We start from the raw sequence: 24,702 nt of genomic DNA on the forward strand, positions 1-24,702 counted from the left end.
CTGTGGTGTGATGAGAAGCACTGTGACCTGCACTCCAGCCTGCGCGCCGAGGCACGGGCGGTCAAGGAAGTGCTTGAGCACCTGGAGGAGTTGGGGGTGACTGGTGGGGCGATCCTGGTGAACGACCGTGTGCAGGCCTTCACCCTTGGCGAACCCCTGAACGAGCACACCGTCGTTTGCCATATCGAGAAGGCCAGCCCGGATCTGCATGGGGCCTTCCAGGTGATCAACCGCGAGTTCCTCGCCCGGGAATGGTCTCAGTGGCGATGCGTGAACCGCGAGCAGGATGTGGGCGAGCCAGGCCTGCGCAAGGCCAAGGAGAGCTATCTCCCGGCCAGGATGGTGGAGAAGTACGTCGTGACGCAGCGGTCCTAGCTCCGGCAGGTTCCCCTTGCGTGTCCTGCCTCTAGTACAAAGTCGCATTGCGGCCTGAGCCCAGGGGTGCGTGGTTCGAAGGCTGCAGTCGGCTCGGATTCCGGAAGACGTAGACTGCGGTCGGCGTCGACAGGGCGAAGTCCACGACGCCATCGCCGGTGAAGTCCCCGGTGCGGACCAGCTTCATGCCCTTGTCCTCGACCTTGAGCCTTACCAGGGGCTTTCCGAAGCCGTCGGAGATGACGCAGGGATCGGGCAACAGCAACTCCGCCAGGCCGTCGCCGTTCCAGTCGAGCATCGCGTGGAACCGCGCATAGGGCATCACCCAAGTGCCCAGCCGTGCCCCTTCTGCATCGTACAAGTGCACCGGGCCTCGTCCTGCGGGATGATGCCCGTCATCGACAGCGATCTGCAGGCCAGGGACGTCCGAGCGCATCTTGCCGAGGTCGAGGGACTCGAAGTGGAGCCCCGTCTGCTCCCAGATCGTCTTCCCGAGCCCGTCGGTCATCACCATGCTCGAGCTGCCGCAGGTGGTCATCACCAGACGCCAGTCTTCGGGCCGCTCGCCGCGAGACATCACGCGGCAGCAATCCAGGTGGCCCTTGCGGAGGTCAACCTGCTTCGAGGAGAGCGTCCACCGAACCGCACCGTCCGGGCCGAGGAGCGCATAGCCCGCCATGACCTCGTCGCAGCCGTCGCCGTCAAGGTCCAGCGGGTAGGGCTGATGAGCCGTGCGGTAACCGCCGGGGTGCTTGACGGTCCACAGCAGGTTCCAGTTGCGGTCATAGGCCCAGATCTGGTCGTAGCGGTCCTTGACGAGGACGTCCGTCGCTGCCGGGCCACCGGAGAAGTTCGCGAAGACCAGGCAATCGGTCGCCTGTGGGGGCAAGGGGTAACGCGCCTTCACAGAACCCCTGGCGCCGTCGAGGGCAATCAACTCGCCATCGCCGCAGACCACGATCTCCGGCCGCCCATCACGATCCCAGTCGTAGACCTGGCAGGCGACGTCATGGTGCAGGGCAGATCGCCCCAGGTCGCGGCCTCCCCAGCGCCACAGCAGCGAGCCATCCAGACGGTGGACTACCACGGCGCTGGTGTAGTGCACGTCGCCCACGTTGACGTTGCGGGCGCTGATGACCTCGACCTCACCATCCGCGTTCACGTCTTCCAGAACCACCCACTGGCCGGAGTAGTCAGGGTCCAGTGGCACAACCTTCCAGGGCGCGACTTCGGGCAGTTCGGCCGGGAGCGGCTGTGTCAGGTCACAGAGGAAGCCGGCGGACGCGCAGGTCGACAGACCAAGGAGTGCGGCAAGGACCGTCAGCAGGACCCCAGTGGCGGCGGTAACCATCGCGGAGGACCTCCAGGAGCTATCGGTAGCGCACAGAGGGTGGTTCCTCTTGGGCGCCCAAGTGTCCTTGTGCCCTGACGTGTTCCGCCGGCGACGACCGCCCTGGAGTCAGGGGTCCCCCTGTCAGAAGGACGGCTACAACCGGCGAGGCTGTGATCTGGTCCTTAAGTTAACGTAATCAAGATTTTGGGGCGTACCCCTTCCTCGACGCCCTGGTGCTCCGGGGGACGTAAGAGAAAGGCGACGAAGACCACGGCTGAAGGCTTCGAGAGAAGTGCCCAGGTGTCCGTGCTCAGCGCCCGCCAAGGCTTGCCAAGGCTGGAGGTGACCTGATATACTGCCCTCGGAGCATGGATCAGGCGTTTGTGTGCCCCGCTGTCGGGCAGACGGCCTTCCCGAAGCCACTCCAGGCAAGGTGGGAGACGCCACGGTCAGGACAGGATTCACACCCCGCACGTCACTCCAACCGGCCCTGCTTGTGTGCTATGCCCTTATGTGGGTGATGGCCGCTGCCTACGGGCAAGAGACCCCGGCTCCGGTCACCCCGGCGCCGCCAACACCTCTTGAGGCCGCCGATCAGGCTGCCCGTGCCTTCGACTACGCGACGGCGCTGAAGTCACTCGAGCAGGCAGCCAGTTCTGCCTCCGCGGAGGACGCGGCACGCCTCAAGCAGCGCCAGGCTCTCTACGAGCAGTACCTGGGTCTCACAACACTGGTCGACCTCGCACGTGACAACCCGGACCGTCTGGTCGGTGTGGCGACGACTCGTGGCGGCAGGAAGCTGGCCGGACTGGTGCAGATGGCTGAGCTGGGCATCAAGCCGGAGGCACGCATCGGTAACCGGGTCATCGACGACGGGGCCTTCGCTCTCGCGGTCTCTGCCGAGAGCACAGTGACGGTCAAGGCGCGCGAGATTGCTCAGTTTGCTGTGACCTGGGCAGCCCCGACCCCCGAGGGCTGGCCCAACTACTGGTCCATCGCCAAGATCCATGCGGTGCTGCAGACCGGTGAGGTCGTCGAGGGCAAGCCGACCTGGTTTCTCCCCCTCAGCACCCTCACCGTTCGCGAGACGCCAGATGCCGAAGACACCACCATCGCGGTCTACCCGGCAATGGGCAAGCCCATCAGCGCGGACGACCTCCTCAGTGAGGTCATCCTCGTGGGCGCCCCGCCCATGCCCTGAGAGAGAGGCTACCCCCATGGACGACAACATCTTCCCTTTCCCTGGTGACGGAGACCTTGAGGACCTGTCCGACCTTGATCTGGATATGGCCGCCTTCGGATTCTCGCTGACGGTGGCCGAAGGCAAGCGTCTCATCGCCAAGGGCGTGGTTGCGGATAGCGCGGTGCAGGAGTCGATGGAAGAGGGCATGGTGGCGGTCTGCAAGGGCTCCACCAACGCCTATGTGCTCGAGGAGCTGCTGGGAGGGGACATCGACAAGGGCAAGTACGTTCTGGGCAAGGTCCTTCCCGTCGGCGATGAACGCGCGCCGCAGGCCTTCAAGGGCAGTATCCCGGAAGTCATCTTCCGGCAGGGCGAGGTCGTTGAGGGAATGACGGTTGCTCAGGCGGTAACGGAGATGTCCGTCGGCGATGTGGTGCTCAAGGGCGCCAACATCATCGACTATGCAACCCGTACTGCCGGCGTACTCATCGGCCATCCGGCGGGAGGCACGCTGGGCTCGATCCTCGGCTCAGTCTACGGGAAGGGGCTCTCGCTCATCATCCCGGTGGGCCTGGAGAAGCAGACGGCCACCCCGGCGGTCTTGAGCAAGATGGCCCCTCCGACCGATGCCTGCGCCGGTTACGGTATCCCTCGCCTGTGGCCGATTCAGGGCACTCTGTTCACGGAGCTCGAGGCACTGAACACCCTCGCGGGAGTCCAGGTGCTCCAGACCGGCGCCGGTGGTCTGTGTGGCGCCGAGGGGGCAGTCTGTCTGATTGCCTTCGGCTTCGAGGAAGAGGTCGAGGCCGCCAAGGAAGTCATCAGCCAGGTGCAGGGCGAACCCTCCTTCTGGGACGCAGTCATGGGCAAGTAGGAGGCGCCGGTTGCGGTCGACGCCGGGGAGGAGACTGGGGTGAGCTGGAATGCATGAAGCGCGGTACTATGAGGTCGAAGAGGGCCGGGCCCAGTGCCTGCTGTGTCCCTTCCATTGCCGCATCGCAGAGGGACAGACCGGCCGCTGCAGAGTCCGCGAGTTCCGGGACGGCAAGCTGTGGAGCCGCAACTGGGGGCAGGTGACCTCTGTGGCCCTGGACCCGGTGGAGAAGAAGCCGCTGTACCACTTCCACCCGGGAGCGCCGATTCTGTCGCTGGGCACCTACGGGTGCAATCTCAAGTGCGACTTCTGCCAGAACTGGGCGATCTCGCAGGAGACGCCGTCGACCCAAAGCCTGGAGCCGATCCACGCCGTCAAACTGGCGGAGAAGCACCAGGTGGACGGGAACATCGGCATCGCCTACACCTACAACGAGCCCTTCATCTGGTATGAGTTCGTTCTGGAGACTGCGAAGCTAATCCACGACCGGGGCATGGTCAACGTCCTGGTGACGAACGGCATAGTGGAGGAGGAGCCCCTGCAGGAGCTTCTCCCCTACATCGACGCGATGAACGTTGACATCAAGAGTATCCGCTCCGACTTCTATCGGCGGCTCTGCGGTGGTGACGGTCACGCGGCCCGGCGTACGGTAGAGATGGCCTTCGGGCGTTGCGCCGTCGAGATCACGAACCTGGTGATCACCGGCGAGAACGATTCTGACGCGGACCTCGCCGACCTGTTTGACTGGGCCGCGTCGGTGTCGCGCAGGCTGCCGGTACACCTGTCGCGCTACCATCCGGCCTACAAGATGCAGGCGCCGACGACGCCCGTCGAGACCTTGCGCAGAGCCTACGAGCTCGCCCGTGAGCGTCTGGACTTCGTGTACGTGGGCAACCTGCATCTGAACGGGACGACCGACACGATCTGCCCGCGGTGCGGAGCAGTGGCAGTCGAACGCGAGGGCTTCTCAGCGTGGCCGAAGACCCGCGATGGCCGCTGCGCCTCCTGCGGAGAGGAGCTTGGTATTGTTGTCTAGCAAGTCAGGGCGAGGCCTTGGCCGACGCGCAACCAGCTGGCTGCGACGGGGCCTCCAGGTGGCAAGCATCCTATGGCGTCACGGTTTCGGGCCCCAGTTGCGCATTCTGGGGCTTTCCCGATTCCTGCCCAGTACCCCTGAGCGTGAGCCGGACCCCACCACCGCAGGACTGGAGTTGCCGGTGCGTGTGCGGCTTGCCTGCGAAGAGATCGGCCCCGTGACGATCAAACTGGCGCAGGCCCTCGCTTCCCGCCCCGACCTGATCCCGATGGACTATGTCCGGGAGTTCCGGCGGCTGCAGGACCAGGTGCAGCCTTTCCCCTTTGAGGCCGCGTCCGACGTGATCCAGAGCGAGTTGCACGCGCCGATAGACCGCCTGTATGAGGCCTTCGAGGAGGTGCCTACCGCCTCCGCGTCCATCGGTCAGGTTCACTTCGCCTCGCTGCCAGACGGCCAGAAGCTGGCAGTGAAGGTGCAGCGCCCGGGCCTTGAGGAGGTCGTCGAGACCGACCTGCAGATCCTGCAGTTCGCCGCCCGCGAGGCCGAGGTTCACGTGGGACTGCTGCACGACCTGCGCATCAGCGAATGGGCCTCGGAGTTCGGGCGGTCTCTGCGGGCCGAACTGGACTACACCAACGAGGGGCAGAACACTGACCGCCTTCGTCAGGTGCTCGCTGAGGACCCCAAGGTGGTGGTCCCGCGTGTCTACTGGGACCTCAGCAGCCGCCGCGTCCTCACGCTGGAGCGCATCGAGGGTGTCCACATTGACGACGTCGAGGGGCTGCGCGGCATCGGCGTCAGCCGGTCAATGATTGCTGTACATATGGCCGAATCTATCCTCCGGCAGATCTACGTGAACGGTTTCTTCCACGCGGATCCGCACCCCGGCAATGTGCTCGTGCAGAGCGGCGGCCGGATCGCCTTCCTGGACTGCGGCAATGCGGCGAGCATCGGTCGGGACATCCGCGCAAGCATGGTCCACCTGCTGATGGGGGCGCTGGACGGCGACGCCACCGAGGTCTGCGACCACATCATTGACATGGGCGCAGTGAGCGAGGATACTGACCTGCAGCAACTGCGCCTTGACATCCAGCGTATGATGGCACAATACAGTGCTGTCAGCACCGCCGAGTTCCGGATGGGCGAGGTACTTGAAGACCTGATGGCCGTGATCTTCCGGCACCGAGTGCGGATGCCCTCCGTCTTCTCCTCAGTCTTGCGGGCGCTGATCATCACTGAGGGAACCTGTCGAAGCCTCGATGCCGGGTTCGACTTCCGGGTTCCCGCCCGTCAGATCATCAGCGAAGTGATGAAGACCTGGGTCCAGCCCGCGAACATTATGCGGGAGCTGTGGCGGGCCGTCAGGGACCTTCACCGATATGGGCTGATGCTCCCCCGCCAAGCGAGCGAAGTGCTGTCACGCGTACAGGCCGGAGCGCTGAAGATCCGCTTCGACATCGAGAACTCCGACGAGACCCTGCATCGTCTCGACGTGATGTGCAATCGTGTGGCCTTTGCACTGGTCGTCGCGGCGATCATCGTTGGATCTTCGGTCATTCTGGCCAGCGAGACCGCTGTGGCAACCCTGACGCAGCCGGGAGCGCTTGCCTACGGGCTGGTGGGTGCCCTGATGGGGCTATACCTGCTGTACTCGATTCTGAGGTCAGGCCGACTGTGACAGAAGCAAAGCGTAACCTTGGAAGCACGCTGATACTGGCCTCTTCATCTCCGCGCCGGGATCAGCTTCTGAGCGAAGCCGGTGTCCGCTTCGAGGTATTGGTGCCGAGCGGCCCCGAGGCCGAACGGAAGTGCGGCGAAGACTGCGCAACCTTCGCTCGTCGTGCCGCTGAGGAGAAGGCACGGCAGGTGGCGCTGGTCTCACCGGGGCGTCTTGTTCTGGGCGCCGACACCATCGTCGTACTGGACGACGAAGTGCTGGGCAAGCCGAGGGGGCCTGAAGATGCTCTCCGGATGCTTCGCCGTCTGGCTGGACGTGCGCATCAGGTGATCACCGGTGTGGCCTTTGCGCGGGCCGGGTCTGGTGGCGAGGTTGACCTGGTGGGTGCGGCAATCTGTTCCGAGGTGGTGTTCCGTCACCTATCGGACCAGGAGATCGAGGGTTACGTCGCAACCGGCGAACCCCTCGACAAGGCGGGGGCCTACGGGATACAGGGACTCGGGGGAGCACTTGTCGAAAGCTATACTGGATCGCATACCAACATCGTTGGCCTTCCGATGGAGTACGTGCTGGAAACGCTGGGACGGGACCTCCCCGACCACAGGACAGCGCAGGACGCTACTCTCGCCGGGCGCCGTCAGAACTGACAGCCGGGCCAACTACATCGGGCGAAGCACGAAAGGGACCGGGCCTTACGCCGCTCCCTACACGAAGCAAGCATCGCAGATCTCATCGCACCAAGGGAAGCGAGCCTCGTCCCGTGATACAAGAGAACCCTGCCGTGTCACGATTGCGTACACAGTCCTACGGTGAGCGGGCCAAGATCCTCGAGCGGGCGGTGACGCCCGACCGCTATCATCGTACCCTGGACCGGATGAGCAAGCTGGCCGTGCACTGGATGTCGCATTTCTCCCGGGATATGGGGATCGACCTGGGGACTGCGAACACCCTGGTGCACGTCAAGGGTCGCGGAATCCTCCTGCGTGAGCCCTCGGTAGTGGCCATCGATACGGACACGGGCGAGGTGCTCGCCGTTGGCGAGGACGCCAAGCGGATGGTTGGGCGGACGCCTGCCCGGATCACCGCGATTCGGCCCCTCAAGAACGGCGTCATCGCCGACTTCGACGCCACCGAGGCGATGCTGAAGCACTTCATCCGTAAGTGCCAGCCGCGGCGCTGGCTTGTGCATCCACGCATGGTGATCGGCGTCCCCTCGGGGATCACCGAGGTCGAACGGCGTGCCGTCGAGGACGCCGCTCGCCAGGCCGGTGCGTGGGAGACCGAGATCATCGACGAACCCATGGCCGCTGCGATCGGCGCGGGACTGCCCGTAGCCGACGCTGTGGGGAACATGATCGTCGACATCGGTGGCGGCACTACGGAGATCGCCGTCATCTCCCTCGGGGGCATCTGTGCCCAGCGGTCGATGCGGATCGCCGGTGAGGAGATCGACGAGGCCATCTCGAACTTCATCCGGCGCGAGTTCAACCTCTACATCGGAGAGAGTACCTCGGAGCAGATCAAGCTGCGCATCGGTTCGGCCTTCCCTCAGCCCGAAGAGGAGACCATGGAAGTGCGCGGCAAGGACCTCCTCTCCGGCCTGCCCAAGAGCGTGATCATCAGTTCCCTCGAGGTCCGCGAGGCCATTTCGGAGACGGCCGCCGCCATCGTCGAACTCGTGAAGGAAACCTTAGATTCCACGCCTCCGGAACTTGCGGCGGACGTCATGAACCGCGGAATCGTCCTCGCGGGAGGCGGCGGCCTGCTGCGCGGTCTGGACCAGTTGATCAGCGCGGAGACGGACATCCCGGTGTACGTGGCCGAAGATCCCTTGACCTGCGTGGTCATGGGGACGGCAAAGTACCTTGAGGAGCTTGACGGGGTCGTGATGACGCGGTAGTGTGTGTCCTGGACGCGTTCCTTGCCACAGTCCCTGGCGCAGCGGGCTCTGCCGAAGTGGGTACCTCCGCAGGAGGTTCCGCTGCCATACCATCTATGCTTCCCAACCTGTGAATCGCACTCTACATGGCACCCCTTCACTCCTCATCCGGTTCCACGGACGCGCGCCGTTACCTCACTCTGGCGGCGCTGGCCTTGGTGCTGACGATCTGGCAGCACGGTGCATGGCGTGCCTCCTCCCTCAGCCTTCCTGAGTACCTGGCGTACACCGCGGTGACACCTCTCGAGTCGGCGATCACGGCGGTCTGCACGCGTATCCATGACACGAGTGTCGCGGCACTGACGGCGCCCGCTCTCGTGGCCGAGAACCGCCGGCTGAAGCAAGAGCGCGACGAACTCGAGGCCGAGCGCATCGCGACCGTTGATGTGCGCCTGCAGCTGAAGGCGATGCAGGAGAAACTTGGCTTCACCCCTGACCAGCCCCTCAGCCGGATTCCGGCTCAGGTGATTGGTCGCTCTTCCGGCGGAAGCAGTCGCTGGGTCAAGATCCGCACCGGCGGCGGCAAGACGCTGGAGGTCGGCAACGTGGTGCGGGAGGCACGGGGGCTCGTGGGTCGTGTGGTCGAGGCTCAAGGTGACACCGGCCGAGTCGTCCTGCTCGTTGACCCGCAACATGCCGTGAGGAGTCGTGTCCAACGGACCAATGACGAGGGCATGGTGCATGCCTCTCCGGTACTGGAGGCCGGACCGGACCGGCTGCAACTGGAGAAGGTGCGCAGTGGGGCTCAGGTTGCCGTTGGTGACGTGGTCGTCACCTCCAGCCTGGGCGAGACCTATCCCGGAGACATCCCCATCGGTGTCGTCGAGTCCGTGCGCCGCTCGCCGGCCAGCATGAGCAGTGTCGTCGCCTACATCAAGCCCTTCGTTGATTTCGAGCGTCTTGACTACGTGTATGTCCTCAGAGCCGGCGAGAAGTAGCCGCCGGGACCAGGGCTTTCGAGTAACCGACTATGCAGCCCTATGTGATCGGAATCCTCTTGATCTGGGTGTCAACCGCCTTGCAGGCGGCCTGGCCGGTGTGGCTGCGCATTGGTGGTCAGGCGCCGAATGTGCTGGTGGCTGTGGTCGCCTGCATCGGGCTGGTACGCGGAGCCTATGATGGGTGCCTGGCCGGGCTGGTGGCCGCTCTCCTTCTGGGAGGCACGTGCCATCTGCCCTACGGCGGCCTGTTCGTCGGCTTCATGCTGGTGGGTGCAGGGGCGGGGACGCTTCGGGGCTCGCTGTTCGCCGAGCGAACCCTCATCGCTGTGCTGATTGCCACTTGCGGGGCCCTTGTCTTCGGGCTTGTGCGGATGGTGTTTGCGCCTCCCCTGGAGTTCGTCCCTGCAGTCGGGGGCATCTTCGCTTCTGCGCTACTCACCGCCATCCTTGCTCCGGTCGTCTTCTGGCTGACCTGTCTCACACGTCGCCGCGAGACGATCATCCTGTAGCGTCCAGGCCTTCACACGTCTGCGTTCTGGTTTCCCCGGCTTCCGTCGAGACCTCCCGCGGTCCCTTCTCCCGGTGACCTTGCGGGGCTCGCCGTGACAGCCGACCGACCGTCTCCGCTTCGTCAGGAAGTGACTTCATGAAGATTATCGGCATGATCCCGGCTCGGTATGGCTCCACACGTCTGGAAGGCAAGGCCCTTGCAGACATCGCCGGCAAGCCCATGATCCAGCATGTCTATGAACGGGCCGCGCGCGCGGCTCAGTTGGACGATGTGATCATCGCCACGGATGACGAGCGGATCGCCGACGCCGTCGCGGCTTTTGGCGGACGCTGCGAGATGACCGCTTCCACTCACCAGTCGGGCACTGATCGCCTGGCGGAGGTGGCCCGCCGCATCGACTGTGACCTCATCGTCAACATCCAGGGCGATGAGCCCATGATCGAGCCTTCCGCGATTGATGCCGCTGTTGCACCCTTCCTGTCGAACCCGGAGGAACGCTTCGGGACGCTCGCCAGGCGCATCACGAGCCTTGAGGACCACCTGGCGCCCTCCGTGGTCAAGGTCGTCACCGACCGCAAGGGGTATGCGCTCTACTTCTCCCGGGCGCCTATTCCCTACTTCCGCGTCGACGGCGACGAGGCCTGGCCGGAGGATCGCCCTCGTATTCATCCGACAACGGGGGTGCAGCCCCTGCATCACATCGGCCTGTATGTTTACGCGCGGGAGACCTTGCTCTGGTACTCGGCACTGGCGCCGACGCCTCTGGAACAGACCGAGAAGCTCGAGCAGTTGCGTGCCCTGGAGAACGGCTGCCGCATCCGGGTGGTCCAGGTCGACTATGCGCCCATCGGCGTCGACACGCCCGAGGATCTTGAGCGCGTGCGGAAGGCTCTGGGCGGATAGCCGACGACGGGCACATTTCCAGCGCGACCATAACTCACCGATGGTGGGCTCAGCATGAGAACGGTACAGATCACCGATCGCGTCGCAATCGGCCCGGACAGACTGGCACTCATCGCCGGTCCCTGTCTCGTCGAGGACGAAGACACCACCTTGCGCCTTGCCCTGGAACTGGCGGAGATCTGCGCGGACCTGGACATCCCCTTCGTCTTCAAAGCCTCCTACGACAAGGCGAACCGGACCTCCATCCGGGGCACCCGTGGACCGGGCTGGGAGAAGGGCCTTGAGATTCTCGCCAGAGTGAAGGACCGGGCCGAGGTTGCGCTCGTGTCCGACGTCCATGAGACCAGCCAGGTCTCCCGCGCGGCCGAGGTGTGCGACCTCCTCCAGATCCCAGCCTTCCTGTGCCGTCAGACCGACCTTCTCGTTGCCGCAGGAGAGTCGGGGCGTGCGGTGAACGTCAAGAAGGGGCAGTTCATGGCTCCGGGCGACATCGTGCACTCCGTCGAGAAGGTGACCTCCACCGGCAACGAGCGCGTCACTATCACCGAGCGAGGCTTCTCCTTCGGCTACAACAACCTCGTGGTCGATATGCGCGCAATCCCCATCATGCGCGGGTTCGACTACCCGGTGGTCTTCGACGCCACACACAGCGTCCAGTTGCCCAGTGGCGCCGGCGGATGCTCTGGCGGTCAGCGGGAGTTCGTGGCGCCGCTGACTCGTGCCGCCGTAGCTGCCGGTGCGGACGCCCTCTTCATGGAGACGCATCCGAACCCTGACGAGGCTCCCTGTGATGGTCCGAACATGGTGCCCCTGGGCGAGCTACGCGGCCTCCTGGAGGACGCGCTGGGGATCCACGCCCTCGTCCACAGCAAACAGTAGGGCATCGGCTCAAGCAGTGGGCTCCAGGCCCCTGCTCGGCCAGTCCAGACTCGAAAACACGGAAGCGTGAGTACCTATGCCATCGACGCAGATCCTCGACCAAGCCCTACAGACGTTGGAGACCGAACAGGAGGCCATCGCACGCCTGCGGCAACGCATCGGCGAGCCCTTCGTGGCGGCCTGCGAGTTGCTGCTGGGGATGAAGGGCCGTGCAGTCGTCTCCGGGATGGGCAAGTCAGGTGCGGTCGGGCGGAAGCTCTCCAGCACCCTCGCGAGCACCGGCACACCCTCTTTCTTCATGCACCCGGCCGAAGCGATTCACGGCGACCTGGGCATGGTCACCGAGGCCGACGTGGTGATCTTCCTGTCCAACAGCGGCGAGACCGAGGAGATCCTCAATATCTTGCCGGCGGTTAGGCGCCGTGGTGCAGGTATCATCTCGCTTTGTGGAGCGGCCGAGTCCAGTCTTGCGCAGCACTCGGACGTTACCCTTGACGCCTCCGTCGAGTGCGAAGCCTGTCCCCTGGGGCTTGCACCGACGGCGAGCTGCATTGCCCAGATGGCCCTTGGCGACGCTCTTGCGATGTCCCTGATGCGGGCCCGCGGCTTCACTACCGAGGACTACGCCCAAAGTCATCCGGGCGGAACCCTTGGGCGCAAGGTCCTCTGGCGCGTGGCGGATGTCATGCACTCCGGTGACGACAACCCGACGGTCACGACCAGCGCAACGGTACTCGATGCTCTGCTGACCATGAGCGGTGCGCGGGTCCGGGGAGCGGTCTCGATCGTCGATGAGGCCGGTAAGCTGCGAGGCCTCTTCACCGACGGCGACTTCCGCGTACTGATGCAGCGAGAGCCCGATCGAAACGCCGTGATGTGTCGGGCCATCACTGAGGCCATGACGGCGCAGCCGACCACGACCACGCCCGAGACTCTCGCAGCCCGAGCGGCCAAGCTGATGCAGGACCGTGAGTTCGACAACCTGCCCGTGGTTGATGCAGAGGGCGTCGCCGTCGGCATGCTCGACATCCAGGACCTGCTGAAAGCGGGGATTGTGTGACGCGGGTCGTGACGGCCAACGCTTTCGATGCTCCAGGCCTGCTCTGCGCGCTATGAGGCAACCTTTGGTCCTCCTTCAGACGGCTGACTGGCACAACAACATCGGCCTGCAAGAGGCCGGACGTCTGCGCAACCTGCGGATGGAGCACCAGGCCCTGCTCCTTGACTGTGGAGACGCGATCTGGGCGCCCAACATCCTGGTGAAGCCCGGCGTGGAGCATGCCATCCTGCGCATGAACGAGGCTGGCTACCACGCCATGGCCATGGGGAACCGGGAGTTCTTCTTCCGCTCCTTCGGCATGCTGATGAAGACCTCGGAAGCGACCTTCCCCGTGCTGAGCGCAAATCTTGCCCCAGCTCCCGGCCGGTCAGCCGGGCACGTTCAGAGGTGGACGATTCTCACAAGTCCGCAGGGCTCAAAGGTCGGTCTCTTCGGCCTCACGCCGACCATGATCCGGCCGGATTCGTGGATGGAAGTCTTTGCCGACGTGCGCTTCATCAGCCATGAACGGGCAACGCGCGAGGCGCTCGCGGCCCTAAGGAGTCAGTGCGACTGGGTCGTGTGTCTTAGCCACCTCGGCTATGAGCGCGACCTGGCTCTTGCGGAGCGGTTCCAGGGCATCGACCTGATCCTGGGTGGTCACTCACATCGTCACACGGACGAGCTGGTGCAGGTGGGCGAGGTGACGATTTCCCATATCGGGCCATACGGGCGGGAGATCGCGCTGATCAGGAGCCTGGAGGGGACCCCACGGTTCCAGCGTCGGCTCCTGTCGCTGACTGGCGCGCGAAGCTCCTCGGGAGGTGCGTGATGGGATTCGTCCTGTATGGTGACGCGGGGAACACGAGCTTCCATGTGGGGCTGTGGGACGGGCAGTGGCTAAGCGACCGGCGCTTCGCTACCGAGGAGATTCTGACGGCCCCGGAAGGGTGCCTTACGAGGCTGCTGGGCGAGGCCGGTCTGGCACTGCAGGGCTGTGCAGGGGCACTGCTGAGCGTCAATGCGCCACGGAGTGAGGCAGTATCCGCGGCCGTAGAGGGAGTGCTGGGCGTTCCGGTCCGCCTTCTCGGTCGCGACGTCAAGATAGACCTTCCGGTGCAGTACGAGACCCCACAGGCTTACGGGAAGGACCGGCTCCTCGGAGTGTTTGCAGCCCGCGAGTTGGTTGGCTCTCCCTGCATAGTGGTCGATGCCGGAACCTGTATCACCTGCGACGCGCTCACGGCCGAGGGCATGGTTCTGTCCATTGGGATCGCGCCCGGTCTATCTGCCTTCCTCTCCGGAGTGCAGCGGGAGGCACCGGCCCTCGCGGAAGCTCTGATGCCGATGTCGGAGGACCGGCACTTCGTCACCCTTCTGCCGGCCGAGTCGACTGCAGCCAGTCTCTCCGTGGGCTTTCTCTGTGCCCTGGCGGGCACTACCGAAGCCCTGGTACGGGCCGCCTACAGAGCTCTTGGTGCGAGGAACGGGGTCAGTGCGGTGCTGACGGGAGGCGACGGGGACCTGGTCCGGAAGCTGTGCACGATTCCCCTGCGGTCAGAACCGCTGCTGCTCCTCGAAGGCCTGCGGAGGCTGGACATCCCCGATCGATGATGCCCAATTCCCTGTTGTGCGAGGTTCCAGAACGCTACCGGTGGTCGATCGGCGCCGTCGAGATCGACGGTCCTCTCGTGCTCGGGCCGATGGCCGGCTACACATCCTTGCCCATGCGTCTTCTGTCGCGGCGTGCGGGAGCTCACCTGGTGTGCTCCGAGATGATCTCGGCCCAGGCCCTCGCCTACCACAACGCGAAGACCTTTGAGCTCATGCTGACGCATCCGGCCGAGCATCCCGTCTCGCTGCAGCTCTTCGGGTCTGACCCTCAGGTGATGGCCGATGCGGTGCCCTTCGCGGAGGCCGCCGGAGCAGACATCATCGACGTCAACATGGGCTGCACGGTGCCCAAGATCGTGCGCAGCGACGGCGGTGCGGCGCTGATCACCGACCCGATCCGCGCTGCCGAGATCATCGCCGCCATGGTTGAGCGTGCGAAGGTCCCCGTCACGTGCAAGATCCGCGCCGGGCAGTTCAGGGGCGACAACAGCTACCTCGACCTGGCCTGCCGTCTGGAGCAGGCTGGTGCGGCTGCCCTCGCCCTGCATGCACGCACCGTTCGCCAGCGTTTCTGGGGCGAGGCCGATCACGAGCACACCCGACGCCTCGTTGAGACGCTGCACATCCCGGTGATCGCCAGCGGCGACGTGATGTCGCCGGATCGCCCCCGGCAGATCCTCGAAGATACGGGCTGCGCCGGAGTAATGATCGCTCGGGGCGCCGTCGGACGTCCCTGGGCCTTCACACAGGCCAACCAGGCTCTGCGCGGCGAGGAGCCTTCGCCGGACCCTGAGGCGCCACAGCGTTTCGGGATCGCCATGTGCCAGGCTCAGATGCTGGTGCTCCAAAGCGACGAGACGACCGCCATGCACCAGATGCGCGGCCAGCTCTCCTGGTACTCCAAGGGTCTCCCCTACAGCCACGAACTGCGGCGCCGCTTCAGCGAGGTCCGCCACCTGTCCGAGCTTCCGCCGCTCATGTCGGGCTACCTGACCTATGCCGCCGAGCAGGCTGAATTGGCGGCAGCGCAGATCGCCGCGATGCTCGCCGAGGACGAAGAGTTCGAGTAGGCCTCTGGTGCCCTCTCCCCCGCCGTTTCCCAGCCTCAGCGCGAGTACGTTCCCTCGAGCATGGTCGTGGCGAGTATCTGGCCCTTCATCGCGGCCAGGAGCTTGTCTTTGCTCGCACCGCCCCCGAGCTTCAGCGGAGCCTTGAGTGCGTAGAGGGTGAACTGGTAGCGGTGAGCCTTGCCCGCAGGTGGTGCGGGTCCGCCGTAGCCCGTCTTGCCGAAGCTGTTGGCGCCCTGCTTCATTGCGGGCGTCTTCAGCTCACGGTCGGCCGGCAGGGCCTCGGGCAGCGAGGTCGTCTCAGGCTTGATCCCGTAGGCGATCCAGTGGGTCCACGTCCCGCCCGGCGCATCGGGGTCGTCACAGATCAACGCCAACTCACGAGTCCCTGCGGGCGGCTTGCCCCAGGACAGCGGCGGCGAGACGTTCTCGCCATCCTCTGTGTACTTGGCCGGGATCTTCACACCTGAGGCGAGGGCCTCGCTCGAGAGCTTCCAGAGGCCTGGCGCAGCCTCCTTCGCGGCAGAGGCTGGAGTAGTCGTCTTGGCCCCAGGCGTCGGGGCTCCTTCGGCGGGCGTCGCTGTAGCAGCGTTGACCGTCGCCGCAGGGGCTTCCTCGGTCGGCGTCGGAGCAGCCGTGTTCACCGTCGCCGCCGGGGTCTCAAGACCAGGCGCGGTCCGACGACTGGGACAACCACAGAGCGCCACCACAAACGCCGCAAGCAGGGCAGCAAGGGCCATTTGACCTATCACACGGGCCATCCTTGGTCACCTCCGAAACCTATGATAGCACAAGACCGAACCTCTTGAGCCCGGTTCGTGCGAAGCCTGGGTCCGTCGGCCCCAAGTTGACCTCCGAGGGCGGCTGTGATACTGTGGGCTCCGTCGCGGCGTGATCACGGTCCCCCTCCTGGAGCTCCGAACTCATGTCCCGCCGCTTGGCTTCGTGGCTTGTCCTCGGGCTTTTCGCCCTCTCCTTCGCCTTCCTCACCTACGCCAATCTGTACTGGCGCGGGTGCCACGTCGACAATGACGACACGTATGAGACCCTCCTGGTAGCCCGCAGTCTGCTCCATGGTGACGGCAACGTTGCGCCTGCGCTCGACCTCGACACCCTCGACTATCTGCGTCAGCATGGCCGGTCGAGGCCGCCCTGGCCGAACATGGAGCGTCCACTCGCCCTGGTTCTCCCGGTGGCTTTCCTGGAGGCACTGGTCGGGGAGCGACTGGAAGCTGTCCAGGTGTTCTCGCTGCTTTCCTTCCTCGGTTCGCTGGTGCTCGTGTTCCTGATCGGCCGCAGCGCTGCCGGGACGGGTGCCGGGCTCCTGGGCACTGCGGCCCTCCTGGTGAACCGTGACACCTGGGGTCTGGCCTTGAGCGGTATGTCTGAGTGCTACCAGGCCTTCCTCACCTTGGCCGCAGTTGGTCTCGCACTCTGCGTGCGAAACCCCTGGGGATGGGCCGGTGCGGGAGCCGTGTCGATGGCGATGGCGACCCTCCGACCGAGCCTCTTGCCCATCGTCCTGCTGGTCGGGTGGCTGGCCTGGGCGCAGGTGGGGAACGGTTCGTCTGAGGCTACTCGCGGCCGCAGGAGGGCAGTCGGGTGGTTCCTGGCTGCTGTTCTGCTGGTCGGGCTTGGTTACCTCGTCGCGAACCGGCTGACCACGGGCTTCTGGGTCGCGGATGCACGCGGCGGCTCAGGGATGCGTGAGGGTACGCGGCTGACGTACCCTGGGCTGGATGGCTGTTACCCCGACTACCTGGCGCCGCTCGCGGTGTTGAAGGTCTGTGCAGGGGATGTGGCGAAGCGTACGATTGCCAACCTCATGGACGCTGTCGGATCCATTCATGACATGATTGGCGCGGCCTGGGTGCTCCCGGCCTTTCTGCTGGCCTTTCCGCTTCGCTCGAACCGGACGGCGTGGCGACTGGCCCTGGTCTCCGGCGGGGTGTTCGCTACCATGGTGCTGTCCTCGGCCATGACCTTCGCCCAGGCCCGGTACCTGGTTCCCTTCGGCGGGCTGATGTTCGCCGTTGCAGCAACGGCCGTTGCCCAGCTCATCGGGTTCAGTCCCGCGGGCCTGCGACGGGGAATGTGGGTCGCAGTCGCGGTAGCAGTGCTGCTGTGCTCAACAGGATGGATCGCCACCCTGTCACTGCGCAGACCGGGGCCCTATGTCCCCGGTGAGGAGATCGGCTACCTCGAAGTGGCTCCTGACAACCAGCGCGTGATCGAGCGCCTGGTTCCAGAGGGGACGGTAGTGATGTCGAACGTTGCTGCCACCGTCGCCTGGCACGCCGGGCGACCGGCGATCATGCCCTTGCCGCAGGTCAAGGATATCCCGAGCTTCGAGGAGCGTTTCGGGTTCCAGATCGAAGCCATCTACCTGACGCCGAATACAGTGGAGTCGTGGATGCCGCCTACCTGGACCCAGTGGGAGGACCTGCGGGCTGCTCGCACTCCTCCACCGGGCTATGAAGTCGCCTCAGTCTTTCCGAACGGTTCGGTGCTGTTCATGAAACGCGATCACGGGGGGAAGCTGCGTGAAGGACAGACGATAGCCGGCCCAGAGGACCGCGACCGCAACTGGTGACCCGGCTCGACGTTACGGGGGGACTGTATGCGCACCCTCATCGTGATGCCGGCGTACAACGAGGCCGCCAACCTTACCGCCACCGTCGCAGGCGTGCGGAGTGTGCTGCCGGGGGTCGATCTCGCGGTCGTCGATGACTGCTCCCGCGACAACACCGCCGAGATCGCCCACCGGTGCGGTGCAGTCGTTCTCCCTCTGCCCATCAACCTCGGATACGGTGGAGCTCTGCAGGTCGGCTTTCTCTATGCCGACCGGGAGGGCTATGACGAGGTCGTCCAGATGGACGCCGACGGGCAGCACGAGCCCACCTGCGTCGCCGATCTTCTGCAGGCCCTGCGCACCACCGACGCAGACCTCGTCCTGGGCTCGCGGTTCCTTACTCCGGGTGCCTACCGGCCGTCGCCTGCGCGTGCCCTGGGAATGGCGCTGATGCGCACCCTTCTGCGGGTGACCACGGGCCAGCGGATCACAGATCCGACCAGTGGCTTCCAGGCCCTCAATCGACGCGCGATCCGCCTCTACGCCTCCGACGTGTACCCCACGGACTACCCTGATACGGACGTGCTCATCATGATCTTGCGGGCCGGGCTCAAGGTGCGCGAGATTGCAGTGGTAATGCACCCGCGGTTGTCGGGAACCTCCATGCACAGTGGCCTGAAGCCCGTGTGGTACATGTTCAAGATGTTGCTATCGATTGCAGTCACTCTCCTGCGCAGACCGCCGGCAGCGGCGGTAGAGGGAGTGGGTCAGGATGGATAGCATCCCGACCATGACGCCACGGCAGGAGCTGATGGCGCTGTGCCTGGCAGCTGCGCTGTTCCTCTTCGTGGTGGAGCTGGTCCGGCGTCGTCGCCTGCGGGAGGAGTACTCGTGGCTGTGGCTGCTGGCCTGCACCGTGATCCTGGGGGTAGTGCTGTGGCCGGGCGGACTGAAAGCCGTGACCTGGCTCACGGGCTCGAAAACGCCGACAACGAGTGTCTTCCTACTGGGCATCCTCTTCCTGATGGTGGTCTGCATCCACCTGTGCACGAAGCTCACGCGCCAGCATGACCAGATCAAGCAAATTGCCCAGCAGGTGGCCCTGCTTCGGGTTCGCAAGCCGGAGGCCCCCCGGGAAGGACCGGAAGGTAGCCCTACAGTCGACGAGCGCCGTGACGGTGGAGGAGATACAGGAAGAAGGGGCAGCCCAGCAGGCTCGTGATGATCCCGATGGGGATCTCGCCAGGCGAGAGAAGCAGTCGGGCAGGGATGTCCGCGAGGACCAGCAGCAGCGCACCGGCCAGCGCCGACACAGGGAGCAGAATCCGGTGGTCAGGCCCAACGATCAGCCGGCAGATATGGGGGATGACTAGGCCAACGAAGCCGATGACACCACTGACTGCGACGGCCGCCGCCGCAAGAAGCGAGGAGAGCGCCAGCAACCAGCGCTTGGCTCGGTGAACGTCGAGGCCGACATGGGTAGCAGCCTCATCACCGAGAAGCAGCACGTTCAGCGGGCGCGCCAGGGCCAGCGAGATCCCCAGTCCGAGAACGAACTGCGGCACCATCGCCCACACGTGCAGCCAGGTCCGGCCCGACAGACTCCCCAGCATCCAGGAGAGCACGACCGCCTGGTGCTCGTCTCGGCTCAGCATCAGGAAGGCCGTGATCGAGGCAACCAGTGAGCCGACGGCGATCCCCGTCAGCAGCAAGGTCGCCGTCTGCACCTTCCCCCCGCGTTGTGAGAGCAGGTAGACGAGTAGGGTAACCCCCAGGGCTCCCGTGAAGGCCAGGAGAGGCACGGCGGTGAACCCCGCCAACTCCACGTTGATCCCCAGCATCATCGCCGCGACAGCACCCAGTCCCGCACCACCCGACACTCCGACAAGATACGGGTCGGCCATGGGGTTCTGGAACAACGCCTGCATGACGACTCCGGCCAGGGCGAGACAGGCTCCCACCAGACAGGCCAGGATTGCCCGCGGCAGACGCAGCGAGAGCACGATCGTGTGCAGACTGTCGGCAGGGGCCGCCTGCCCGGTAACCACGCAGCGCAGGCCGTCCAGCAGCGCGCCGAAGACCGCACCGATAGGTGCACCAGCGGGGCCCACCAGGGTCGACAGCCCCGTACAGACCACCACGGCCACAAGCAACGCGAACAGGATGAGGAGGTAACGCCGACGCCTGCTCTTGCGGGGTTTCACTCGGCGCTCACCTCTCCCACGGTAAGGGAGGACTCAGCCGAGAGAAGCACGTGCGGTCGCCCACTGAGCGGATTTGGCATAACGGTCACACTGACTCCGTAGAGCCGGGCCAGGAGCTCCTCGGTGATAACCTCGGAGGGCGAACCGTCCGCCGCCACCAGTCCATCGCCGACCATCACGATCCGGCGGCAGAACTCGGAGGCCAGGTTCAGGTCATGGGATACCCACACCGTGGTCAGCCCGCGCTCCTGGTTCAGCGAGAGCAGCAGTTCGCCGATCTCGAGTTGGTGGTTGATGTCGAGTTGGCTGGTGGGCTCGTCGAGAAGGAGGGCGTCAGGCTCCTGCGCCAGGGCTCGGGCGATGGTCACTCGCTGCAGCTCTCCCCCACTGAGTTCAGTCACCAACCGGTCGGCCAGGGGCAGGATGTCGGTCCGCTCCAGGGCCCAGCGGACGACGTCGCGGTCATGCGAGGTCAGGCCCTTCAGCGGACGCAGGTGCGGATGCCGGCCCATGGCGACGAGGTCCCACACCGCAAAAGCGAAGGTGACCGAGGTCTGCTGTCCGACCACACCGATCCGGCGTGCCCGGTCCCTCGCTCGCAGCCGCAAGACATCACGTCCGTCGATGGTCACCTTCCCGGTTACCGGGGGCAGCACACCTGCGAGTACCCGCAGGAGCGTGCTCTTGCCCGAGCCGTTCGGACCGATGATGCCGACCATCTCCCCGGCCCCGATGCGAAGGCTGATGCCGTGCAGGACCTCCGAGCCGTCGTAGGCGGCACGTATGTTCTGGCACTCGAGGAAGGCGGCAGCCTCTGCAGTCATCAGTGGGAGGCACCCGGCCCGGCGGAGAGCGGGAATAGGTCAGGGTACACGGCCTGCGAGAGGAGCTTGAGCGCTTCCTGCAGTCGCGGGCCCGTGCGTGTGATGAGATCAGCAGGGATCAGCGCCACGCGACCGTCCTTCACAGCGACGACGCTGCGCCAGGCGGTGCTCCTGCGCAGCTCCTCCAATTGCGTCTGAACGTCCTTGGCTCCCGGAGTATGCTCGGCCGTGAGGATCAGCACCTGGGGGTTCTCGGCAACCGCCATCTCCAGCGAGAACTGCTTCCAGGGGTTCTCGGTCTGCGCGGCGACGTTCTTGGCCCCGCAGATTCGCAGCATGTCATCCATGTAGGTCTTCGGCCCCGCCACGAAGAGCGGATCGAGCCAGACGACGAGTAACGCCCTGGCGCGTTTGCTCTCCGGGACCCGGGCCACCTTGGCCTGGATCTCGGCGGCAGTGTCGCGCATCTGCTTTGCGAGCTTCTCCCCTGCCTCCGGCACCCCACAGACGCGTCCCAGAGTGTTCATTGCCTCGGCGGCGCCGTCGTAGGTCTTGGGGTCGAGGGACAGCACAGGAATCTGCGCCTTCTCCAGGGCCTCGAGAACGGGCATGGGGTTGCCGACGGTCGCCAGCACGAGGTCGGGGTTCAGCGACAGTATCTTCTCGACGCTCGGGTCGCTGACGCCGCCGATCTTCTCCTTGCCCTCAGTCTCCTTCGGGTAGTTGCAGAATCGCGTGACGCCCACCACGCGGTCACCCAGTCCCAGGGCGAAGGCGGACTCAGTCAGTGGGGGACTCAAGGAGACGATCCGCTTGGGCTCCGCCTTCAGCGTGACCTCCTTGCCGAGGTCATCCTTGACGGTGAGTGGATAGGAAACGGTGGTCTTCGGGGTCGGCGTCAGGGCCTCAGGCACGGCAGAGGGTGCTGAGGACTGTGGCCGGCAGCCTGTCAGGAGCACCGCAAGGAGGATCGCGGCGAACAGGCAGGCAAGGCAGAGAGTACGAAGCGCTCGTAACATCATCAACAGACGCCACCTATCCTGAAGACTGCTTAGGCCAGGGCGGCCGCAAGGGCTGCGATGTGTGCGGGACTGGTGCCGCAGCAACCACCGATGACCTTCGCACCGGCCTCGAAAAGTCGCTTGCCCAGGGCGGCGAACTCCGGCGGCTCCATCGGGAACACCGACTTGCCCGCGACCAGTTGCGGGACCCCGGCGTTTGCCTTGGCCCAGATCGGGCGGTTCGTGCTCGCCTTCATGGTTGTGACCACTTGGACCCAGCCCTCGACGCTCAGACCGCCGCAGTTGGCGCCCACAAAGTCGGCGCCGGCTTCAGAGAGCTCTTGGGCAGCCTGCTCCGGCGTGACGCCCATCAGCGTGGCCGGTCCGCGCCGACCTTCATCGAAGGTCAAGGACACGGCGACCGGCAGGTCACACAAGCCGTGGATGGCACGTAGAGCACAGCGCGCTTCGGTCAGGTCGGTGAAGGTCTCCACAACGAAGGCGTCCGGATCGCCCTCGAGGATCGCCGCCACCTGCTCGGCGAAGACACCCTCGATGTCGTCCTCGCTGTAGGTGCTTGTGAGGCCGATTAGTTCGCCGGTCGAGCCGATGGAGGCGAACACGAGCGCCTGGTCACCGGCAGCCTGTTTGCTCAGGGCAGCCCCGAGGCGGTTGAGCTCAGCAGGCTCCGAGACGCCGGCCTTCGCCATCTTGAGGCGGTTGCCGCCGAAGGTGTTGGTCAGCACGATCTGGGAGCCTGCAGCCACGTAGTCGGCAGCGACGGCAGACACGCGGTCCGGGTGAGCGAGATTCCAGGTCTCCGGGACTTCTGCGGCCAGTCCACGGGCGGCGAGTTGCGTGCCCCAGGCACCATCGGAGATGATCGGGCGAGAGCTGGACAGCAGGTCTGCTAGTCTCATGAGCGTGTCCCCACAGGCGAGTTGAGGTCCGTCACGGCGGCCGTCCGGCTTCCGGCAGGCGAACGGCTTCCGCTTTGGGATCAACGACAAAAGCCGCCCCGGAGGGCGGCCATCATACAGCGAACCACTCATCTCCCGCCCTCGAGGAGACGTGCAGCATGTTCGGTGTCCTGGCTTCCGGATCGGCCTACTCGCCACGCCTTCCCATCCCGCCCTTGCGAGACAGTGGCTGAGGTGGCTTTCGTCCCCGGTTACAGTTGCGGGGCAGCGCCGGACTTGCACCGGCTTCCCGTTGTCTGGTCCATCTTCAAGGCAATTGCGTGATGATAATAGGTCTCGGCCACACCGGAGTCAAGCCTCCGGGGCTCCAACCCAAGCCTCGTGCCCCTCACAGCCCGGCCAGGAGCAGGCAGACCTTGTTCTGGAAGGCGGTCGCCGCTCCCGTGGTCTGGGGCTGGTTCACCAGGATGGAGAAGGTGAGCCGCCTGCCCGACTTGGTGTGCACGTAACCCGAGAGCGAGCGCACTCCGGAAATGAAGCCCGTCTTTGCGCGCACCCGACCTTCCGCAGCCGTCCCCTTGAGTCGCGACGAGAGCGTTCCGTCCTTCCCCATCAGCGGCAGCGTCTGAACCCAGGCGTCGCGTCCCTGCATATGGTTGAGCACCTGGACGAAGAACCGCGCCGTGATGGTGGTCGACCGCGAGAGCCCCGACCCGTCGGCCAGGCTCACGCCCTCCACGTCAGCCCCGAATCCGGCAGCCCACTGTGCAATCAACGCTGCCGAAGCACCACAGGAGCCGACGCCTTTGGCGGCCATGGAAATGTCGCGGAGCACGATCTCGGCTGCGTTGTTGTCGCTGTTCTTGTTGATGCGCTGCAAGATCTCCACCAGAGGCGGAGAATCCACCTGCAGCAGCTTCACATCGTCAGCCGGGGTCCTGCCGGACAGCACGTCGCCGCCGACCTCGATGCCCGCCTTCACCAGCGCGATTCGGAAGAGCGTTGCGCAGTAGAGGGCGGGCTGGCGCACCGTCAAGGAGGTCTCGATGCGCTGGTTCACGCCGATCGGGCCGGTAAGGGACACCAGATTGCGCCCAAGACTCCGGAAGGCTCCGGGCTTGGCGTCGCCACTGGTGGTGGTCGCCTCCGGGTCGAGCTTCAGGTACTCAGAGAAGGGTTCGAGTCGGAAGAGCGGGGGCTTACCGGGCGTCTCAGCGCCGCGGAGGATCACGGTCACGCAGCCGCTGTCCACGGTCAGCGCGCCAAACTCGGCAGCGTACCCGTCATTAAGGTATTGCCAATGCCAGCCGGTTCCGAGCGAAGCGTCGGAGAAAGCCGTCCCGTCGGCCACCACAGGCCCCGTGACCTTCCGCAGCCCACTCTTGTACAGGCGCTGAGCCATGTCCGCGAGCTTGTCATGAGTCAGGGTCGGGTCGCCGCCGCCGCGCAGGTACAGAGGACCGGTGACAACGCCTTCAGCGGTCGGCTTTGTCTGCGCGAGAACCCGCGTCGGTGCCCTGAAGTCGCCGCCGAGAAGCTCGTAGGCAGCCGCCGTCGTGACGATCTTGGTGTTCGAGGCCGGCAGGAGCAGAGCGTCCGGATTGCGACTGTACAGCACCTCGCCGGTTCCGGAATCCACCACATGAAGGCCGACGGTCGCGTGGCGCAGCTCACGTGCGGCCAGCAGGTCGTCGATCTCGGACCGCAAGGACGCCAGGCACGCCACCGGCAGCCCCAGCAACCAGAACAACAGAACCCACGCAAGGGACCACCGGCAGCGATCGACGCAGCGTGACCTCATTGGACGCT

General features: G+C 65.2%; 25 protein-coding genes and 1 riboswitch. Of the genes, 18 read left to right on the plus strand and 7 right to left on the minus strand.

Annotation, left to right across the window (positions count from 1 at the left end; translation table 11 throughout):
- The coding region (locus ABFE16_11080) for a phosphatidylglycerol lysyltransferase domain-containing protein (GenBank protein MEN6345835.1) at positions 1–375 on the plus strand (375 nt) is incomplete at its 5' end.
- Positions 376–406: 31 nt separating this feature from the next.
- Here ABFE16_11080 and ABFE16_11085 read toward each other — a convergent pair.
- Complete coding sequence (locus ABFE16_11085) at positions 407–1,726, minus strand: hypothetical protein (protein ID MEN6345836.1); 1,320 nt, start codon at positions 1,724–1,726, stop codon at positions 407–409.
- Positions 1,727–2,228: 502 nt separating this feature from the next.
- On the opposite strand from ABFE16_11085, the gene ABFE16_11090 reads away from it, so the two are divergent.
- The 14 genes from ABFE16_11090 to dusB all read left to right on the plus strand — a co-directional run bounded on the left by ABFE16_11090 (position 2,229) and on the right by dusB (position 15,375).
- Positions 2,229–2,909 carry a hypothetical protein gene (locus tag ABFE16_11090; GenBank protein ID MEN6345837.1) on the plus strand — a complete coding sequence of 227 codons (681 nt, stop codon included), beginning with the start codon at positions 2,229–2,231 and terminating at the stop codon, positions 2,907–2,909.
- 16 nt (positions 2,910–2,925) lie between these two features.
- A complete protein-coding gene (locus tag ABFE16_11095) occupies positions 2,926–3,765 on the plus strand; it encodes a hypothetical protein (GenBank protein MEN6345838.1) in 840 nt (279 codons plus the stop codon).
- Positions 3,766–3,814: 49 nt separating this feature from the next.
- Positions 3,815–4,801 (plus strand): AmmeMemoRadiSam system radical SAM enzyme, encoded by a 987-nt coding sequence (gene amrS / locus ABFE16_11100; GenBank protein MEN6345839.1) that lies wholly within the window; start codon positions 3,815–3,817, stop codon positions 4,799–4,801.
- 58 nt (positions 4,802–4,859) lie between these two features.
- Entirely contained in the window at positions 4,860–6,479 is a 1,620-nt protein-coding gene (locus tag ABFE16_11105; protein MEN6345840.1) for an AarF/ABC1/UbiB kinase family protein, read from the plus strand.
- Entirely contained in the window at positions 6,476–7,126 is a 651-nt protein-coding gene (locus tag ABFE16_11110; protein ID MEN6345841.1) for a Maf family protein, read from the plus strand. Before ABFE16_11105 ends, ABFE16_11110 begins: the two co-directional genes overlap by 4 nt.
- Before the next feature lie 251 nt (positions 7,127–7,377).
- Positions 7,378–8,379: a rod shape-determining protein gene (locus ABFE16_11115; GenBank protein MEN6345842.1), complete on the plus strand. Its 1,002-nt coding sequence runs from the start codon at positions 7,378–7,380 to the stop codon at positions 8,377–8,379.
- A gap of 125 nt (positions 8,380–8,504) precedes the next feature.
- Complete coding sequence (mreC, locus tag ABFE16_11120) at positions 8,505–9,356, plus strand: rod shape-determining protein MreC (protein MEN6345843.1); 852 nt, start codon at positions 8,505–8,507, stop codon at positions 9,354–9,356.
- Between the two features lie 32 nt (positions 9,357–9,388).
- The gene (locus tag ABFE16_11125) at positions 9,389–9,868 is read left to right on the plus strand and encodes a hypothetical protein (GenBank protein MEN6345844.1); all 480 of its coding nucleotides are present in this window, start codon (positions 9,389–9,391) and stop codon (positions 9,866–9,868) included.
- A 137-nt stretch (positions 9,869–10,005) separates the two neighbouring features.
- On the plus strand, positions 10,006–10,773 hold the full coding sequence (gene kdsB / locus ABFE16_11130) for a 3-deoxy-manno-octulosonate cytidylyltransferase (protein MEN6345845.1): 768 nt from the start codon (positions 10,006–10,008) through the stop codon (positions 10,771–10,773).
- A 54-nt stretch (positions 10,774–10,827) separates the two neighbouring features.
- Complete coding sequence (gene kdsA, locus ABFE16_11135; protein ID MEN6345846.1) at positions 10,828–11,652, plus strand: 3-deoxy-8-phosphooctulonate synthase; 825 nt, start codon at positions 10,828–10,830, stop codon at positions 11,650–11,652.
- Between the two features lie 76 nt (positions 11,653–11,728).
- Positions 11,729–12,712, plus strand: coding sequence for a KpsF/GutQ family sugar-phosphate isomerase (locus tag ABFE16_11140; GenBank protein ID MEN6345847.1), 984 nt, complete (start codon positions 11,729–11,731; stop codon positions 12,710–12,712).
- Positions 12,713–12,776: 64 nt separating this feature from the next.
- The gene (locus ABFE16_11145; GenBank protein MEN6345848.1) at positions 12,777–13,523 is read left to right on the plus strand and encodes a metallophosphoesterase; all 747 of its coding nucleotides are present in this window, start codon (positions 12,777–12,779) and stop codon (positions 13,521–13,523) included.
- Positions 13,523–14,305, plus strand: a complete 783-nt coding sequence (locus tag ABFE16_11150) for a type III pantothenate kinase (protein MEN6345849.1) — start codon at positions 13,523–13,525, stop codon at positions 14,303–14,305. The genes ABFE16_11145 and ABFE16_11150 overlap by 1 nt, the downstream gene beginning before the upstream one ends.
- Entirely contained in the window at positions 14,302–15,375 is a 1,074-nt protein-coding gene (gene dusB, locus ABFE16_11155; GenBank protein ID MEN6345850.1) for a tRNA dihydrouridine synthase DusB, read from the plus strand. The genes ABFE16_11150 and dusB overlap by 4 nt, the downstream gene beginning before the upstream one ends.
- A 35-nt stretch (positions 15,376–15,410) precedes the next feature.
- Here the strand turns inward: dusB and ABFE16_11160 are convergent, their stop codons facing one another.
- Entirely contained in the window at positions 15,411–16,133 is a 723-nt protein-coding gene (locus ABFE16_11160; GenBank protein MEN6345851.1) for a YbhB/YbcL family Raf kinase inhibitor-like protein, read from the minus strand.
- A gap of 164 nt (positions 16,134–16,297) precedes the next feature.
- Here ABFE16_11160 and ABFE16_11165 point away from each other — a divergent pair, with 164 nt between their 5' ends.
- Genes ABFE16_11165 through ABFE16_11175 form a run of 3 tightly spaced genes read left to right on the plus strand, consistent with a single transcriptional unit; the run spans position 16,298 to position 19,166 of the window.
- On the plus strand, positions 16,298–17,965 hold the full coding sequence (locus ABFE16_11165) for a hypothetical protein (GenBank protein MEN6345852.1): 1,668 nt from the start codon (positions 16,298–16,300) through the stop codon (positions 17,963–17,965).
- A gap of 27 nt (positions 17,966–17,992) precedes the next feature.
- The gene (locus ABFE16_11170) at positions 17,993–18,724 is read left to right on the plus strand and encodes a glycosyltransferase family 2 protein (GenBank protein MEN6345853.1); all 732 of its coding nucleotides are present in this window, start codon (positions 17,993–17,995) and stop codon (positions 18,722–18,724) included.
- Complete coding sequence (locus ABFE16_11175; GenBank protein MEN6345854.1) at positions 18,717–19,166, plus strand: DUF2304 domain-containing protein; 450 nt, start codon at positions 18,717–18,719, stop codon at positions 19,164–19,166. Before ABFE16_11170 ends, ABFE16_11175 begins: the two co-directional genes overlap by 8 nt.
- On the opposite strand, the gene ABFE16_11180 is transcribed toward ABFE16_11175, so the two are convergent.
- From ABFE16_11180 to dacB, 5 genes are all read right to left on the minus strand, one after another.
- Complete coding sequence (locus tag ABFE16_11180; GenBank protein ID MEN6345855.1) at positions 19,099–20,148, minus strand: iron chelate uptake ABC transporter family permease subunit; 1,050 nt, start codon at positions 20,146–20,148, stop codon at positions 19,099–19,101. The two genes, ABFE16_11175 and ABFE16_11180, sit on opposite strands and share 68 nt — an antisense overlap.
- The gene (locus ABFE16_11185; GenBank protein MEN6345856.1) at positions 20,145–20,972 is read right to left on the minus strand and encodes an ABC transporter ATP-binding protein; all 828 of its coding nucleotides are present in this window, start codon (positions 20,970–20,972) and stop codon (positions 20,145–20,147) included. Before ABFE16_11185 ends, ABFE16_11180 begins: the two co-directional genes overlap by 4 nt.
- Positions 20,972–21,994: an ABC transporter substrate-binding protein gene (locus tag ABFE16_11190; GenBank protein ID MEN6345857.1), complete on the minus strand. Its 1,023-nt coding sequence runs from the start codon at positions 21,992–21,994 to the stop codon at positions 20,972–20,974. Before ABFE16_11190 ends, ABFE16_11185 begins: the two co-directional genes overlap by 1 nt.
- A gap of 29 nt (positions 21,995–22,023) precedes the next feature.
- On the minus strand, positions 22,024–22,893 hold the full coding sequence (locus tag ABFE16_11195) for a homocysteine S-methyltransferase family protein (protein ID MEN6345858.1): 870 nt from the start codon (positions 22,891–22,893) through the stop codon (positions 22,024–22,026).
- A 142-nt stretch (positions 22,894–23,035) separates the two neighbouring features.
- Positions 23,036–23,225, minus strand: a riboswitch (cobalamin riboswitch).
- A gap of 56 nt (positions 23,226–23,281) precedes the next feature.
- Positions 23,282–24,694, minus strand: a complete 1,413-nt coding sequence (dacB, locus tag ABFE16_11200) for a D-alanyl-D-alanine carboxypeptidase/D-alanyl-D-alanine-endopeptidase (GenBank protein MEN6345859.1) — start codon at positions 24,692–24,694, stop codon at positions 23,282–23,284.
- Between the last annotated feature and the right edge of the window lie 8 nt (positions 24,695–24,702).

It is taken from the genome of Armatimonadia bacterium (genome assembly GCA_039679385.1).
Lineage (GTDB): Bacteria > Armatimonadota > Zipacnadia > Zipacnadales > JABUFB01 > JAJFTQ01.

Coding starts and splice junctions, on each gene's coding strand:
- ABFE16_11085 (MEN6345836.1), bottom strand. CDS start 1,726: ATGGTTACCGCCGCCACTGGGGTCCTGCTGACGGTCCTTGCCGCACTC.
- ABFE16_11090 (MEN6345837.1), top strand. CDS start 2,229: ATGGCCGCTGCCTACGGGCAAGAGACCCCGGCTCCGGTCACCCCGGCG.
- ABFE16_11095 (MEN6345838.1), top strand. CDS start 2,926: ATGGACGACAACATCTTCCCTTTCCCTGGTGACGGAGACCTTGAGGAC.
- amrS (MEN6345839.1), top strand. CDS start 3,815: ATGCATGAAGCGCGGTACTATGAGGTCGAAGAGGGCCGGGCCCAGTGC.
- ABFE16_11115 (MEN6345842.1), top strand. CDS start 7,378: ATGTCGCATTTCTCCCGGGATATGGGGATCGACCTGGGGACTGCGAAC.
- mreC (MEN6345843.1), top strand. CDS start 8,505: ATGGCACCCCTTCACTCCTCATCCGGTTCCACGGACGCGCGCCGTTAC.
- ABFE16_11125 (MEN6345844.1), top strand. CDS start 9,389: ATGCAGCCCTATGTGATCGGAATCCTCTTGATCTGGGTGTCAACCGCC.
- kdsB (MEN6345845.1), top strand. CDS start 10,006: ATGAAGATTATCGGCATGATCCCGGCTCGGTATGGCTCCACACGTCTG.
- kdsA (MEN6345846.1), top strand. CDS start 10,828: ATGAGAACGGTACAGATCACCGATCGCGTCGCAATCGGCCCGGACAGA.
- ABFE16_11140 (MEN6345847.1), top strand. CDS start 11,729: ATGCCATCGACGCAGATCCTCGACCAAGCCCTACAGACGTTGGAGACC.
- ABFE16_11150 (MEN6345849.1), top strand. CDS start 13,523: ATGGGATTCGTCCTGTATGGTGACGCGGGGAACACGAGCTTCCATGTG.
- dusB (MEN6345850.1), top strand. CDS start 14,302: ATGATGCCCAATTCCCTGTTGTGCGAGGTTCCAGAACGCTACCGGTGG.
- ABFE16_11160 (MEN6345851.1), bottom strand. CDS start 16,133: ATGGCCCGTGTGATAGGTCAAATGGCCCTTGCTGCCCTGCTTGCGGCG.
- ABFE16_11165 (MEN6345852.1), top strand. CDS start 16,298: ATGTCCCGCCGCTTGGCTTCGTGGCTTGTCCTCGGGCTTTTCGCCCTC.
- ABFE16_11170 (MEN6345853.1), top strand. CDS start 17,993: ATGCGCACCCTCATCGTGATGCCGGCGTACAACGAGGCCGCCAACCTT.
- ABFE16_11175 (MEN6345854.1), top strand. CDS start 18,717: ATGGATAGCATCCCGACCATGACGCCACGGCAGGAGCTGATGGCGCTG.
- ABFE16_11185 (MEN6345856.1), bottom strand. CDS start 20,972: ATGACTGCAGAGGCTGCCGCCTTCCTCGAGTGCCAGAACATACGTGCC.
- ABFE16_11190 (MEN6345857.1), bottom strand. CDS start 21,994: ATGATGTTACGAGCGCTTCGTACTCTCTGCCTTGCCTGCCTGTTCGCC.
- ABFE16_11195 (MEN6345858.1), bottom strand. CDS start 22,893: ATGAGACTAGCAGACCTGCTGTCCAGCTCTCGCCCGATCATCTCCGAT.
- dacB (MEN6345859.1), bottom strand. CDS start 24,694: ATGAGGTCACGCTGCGTCGATCGCTGCCGGTGGTCCCTTGCGTGGGTT.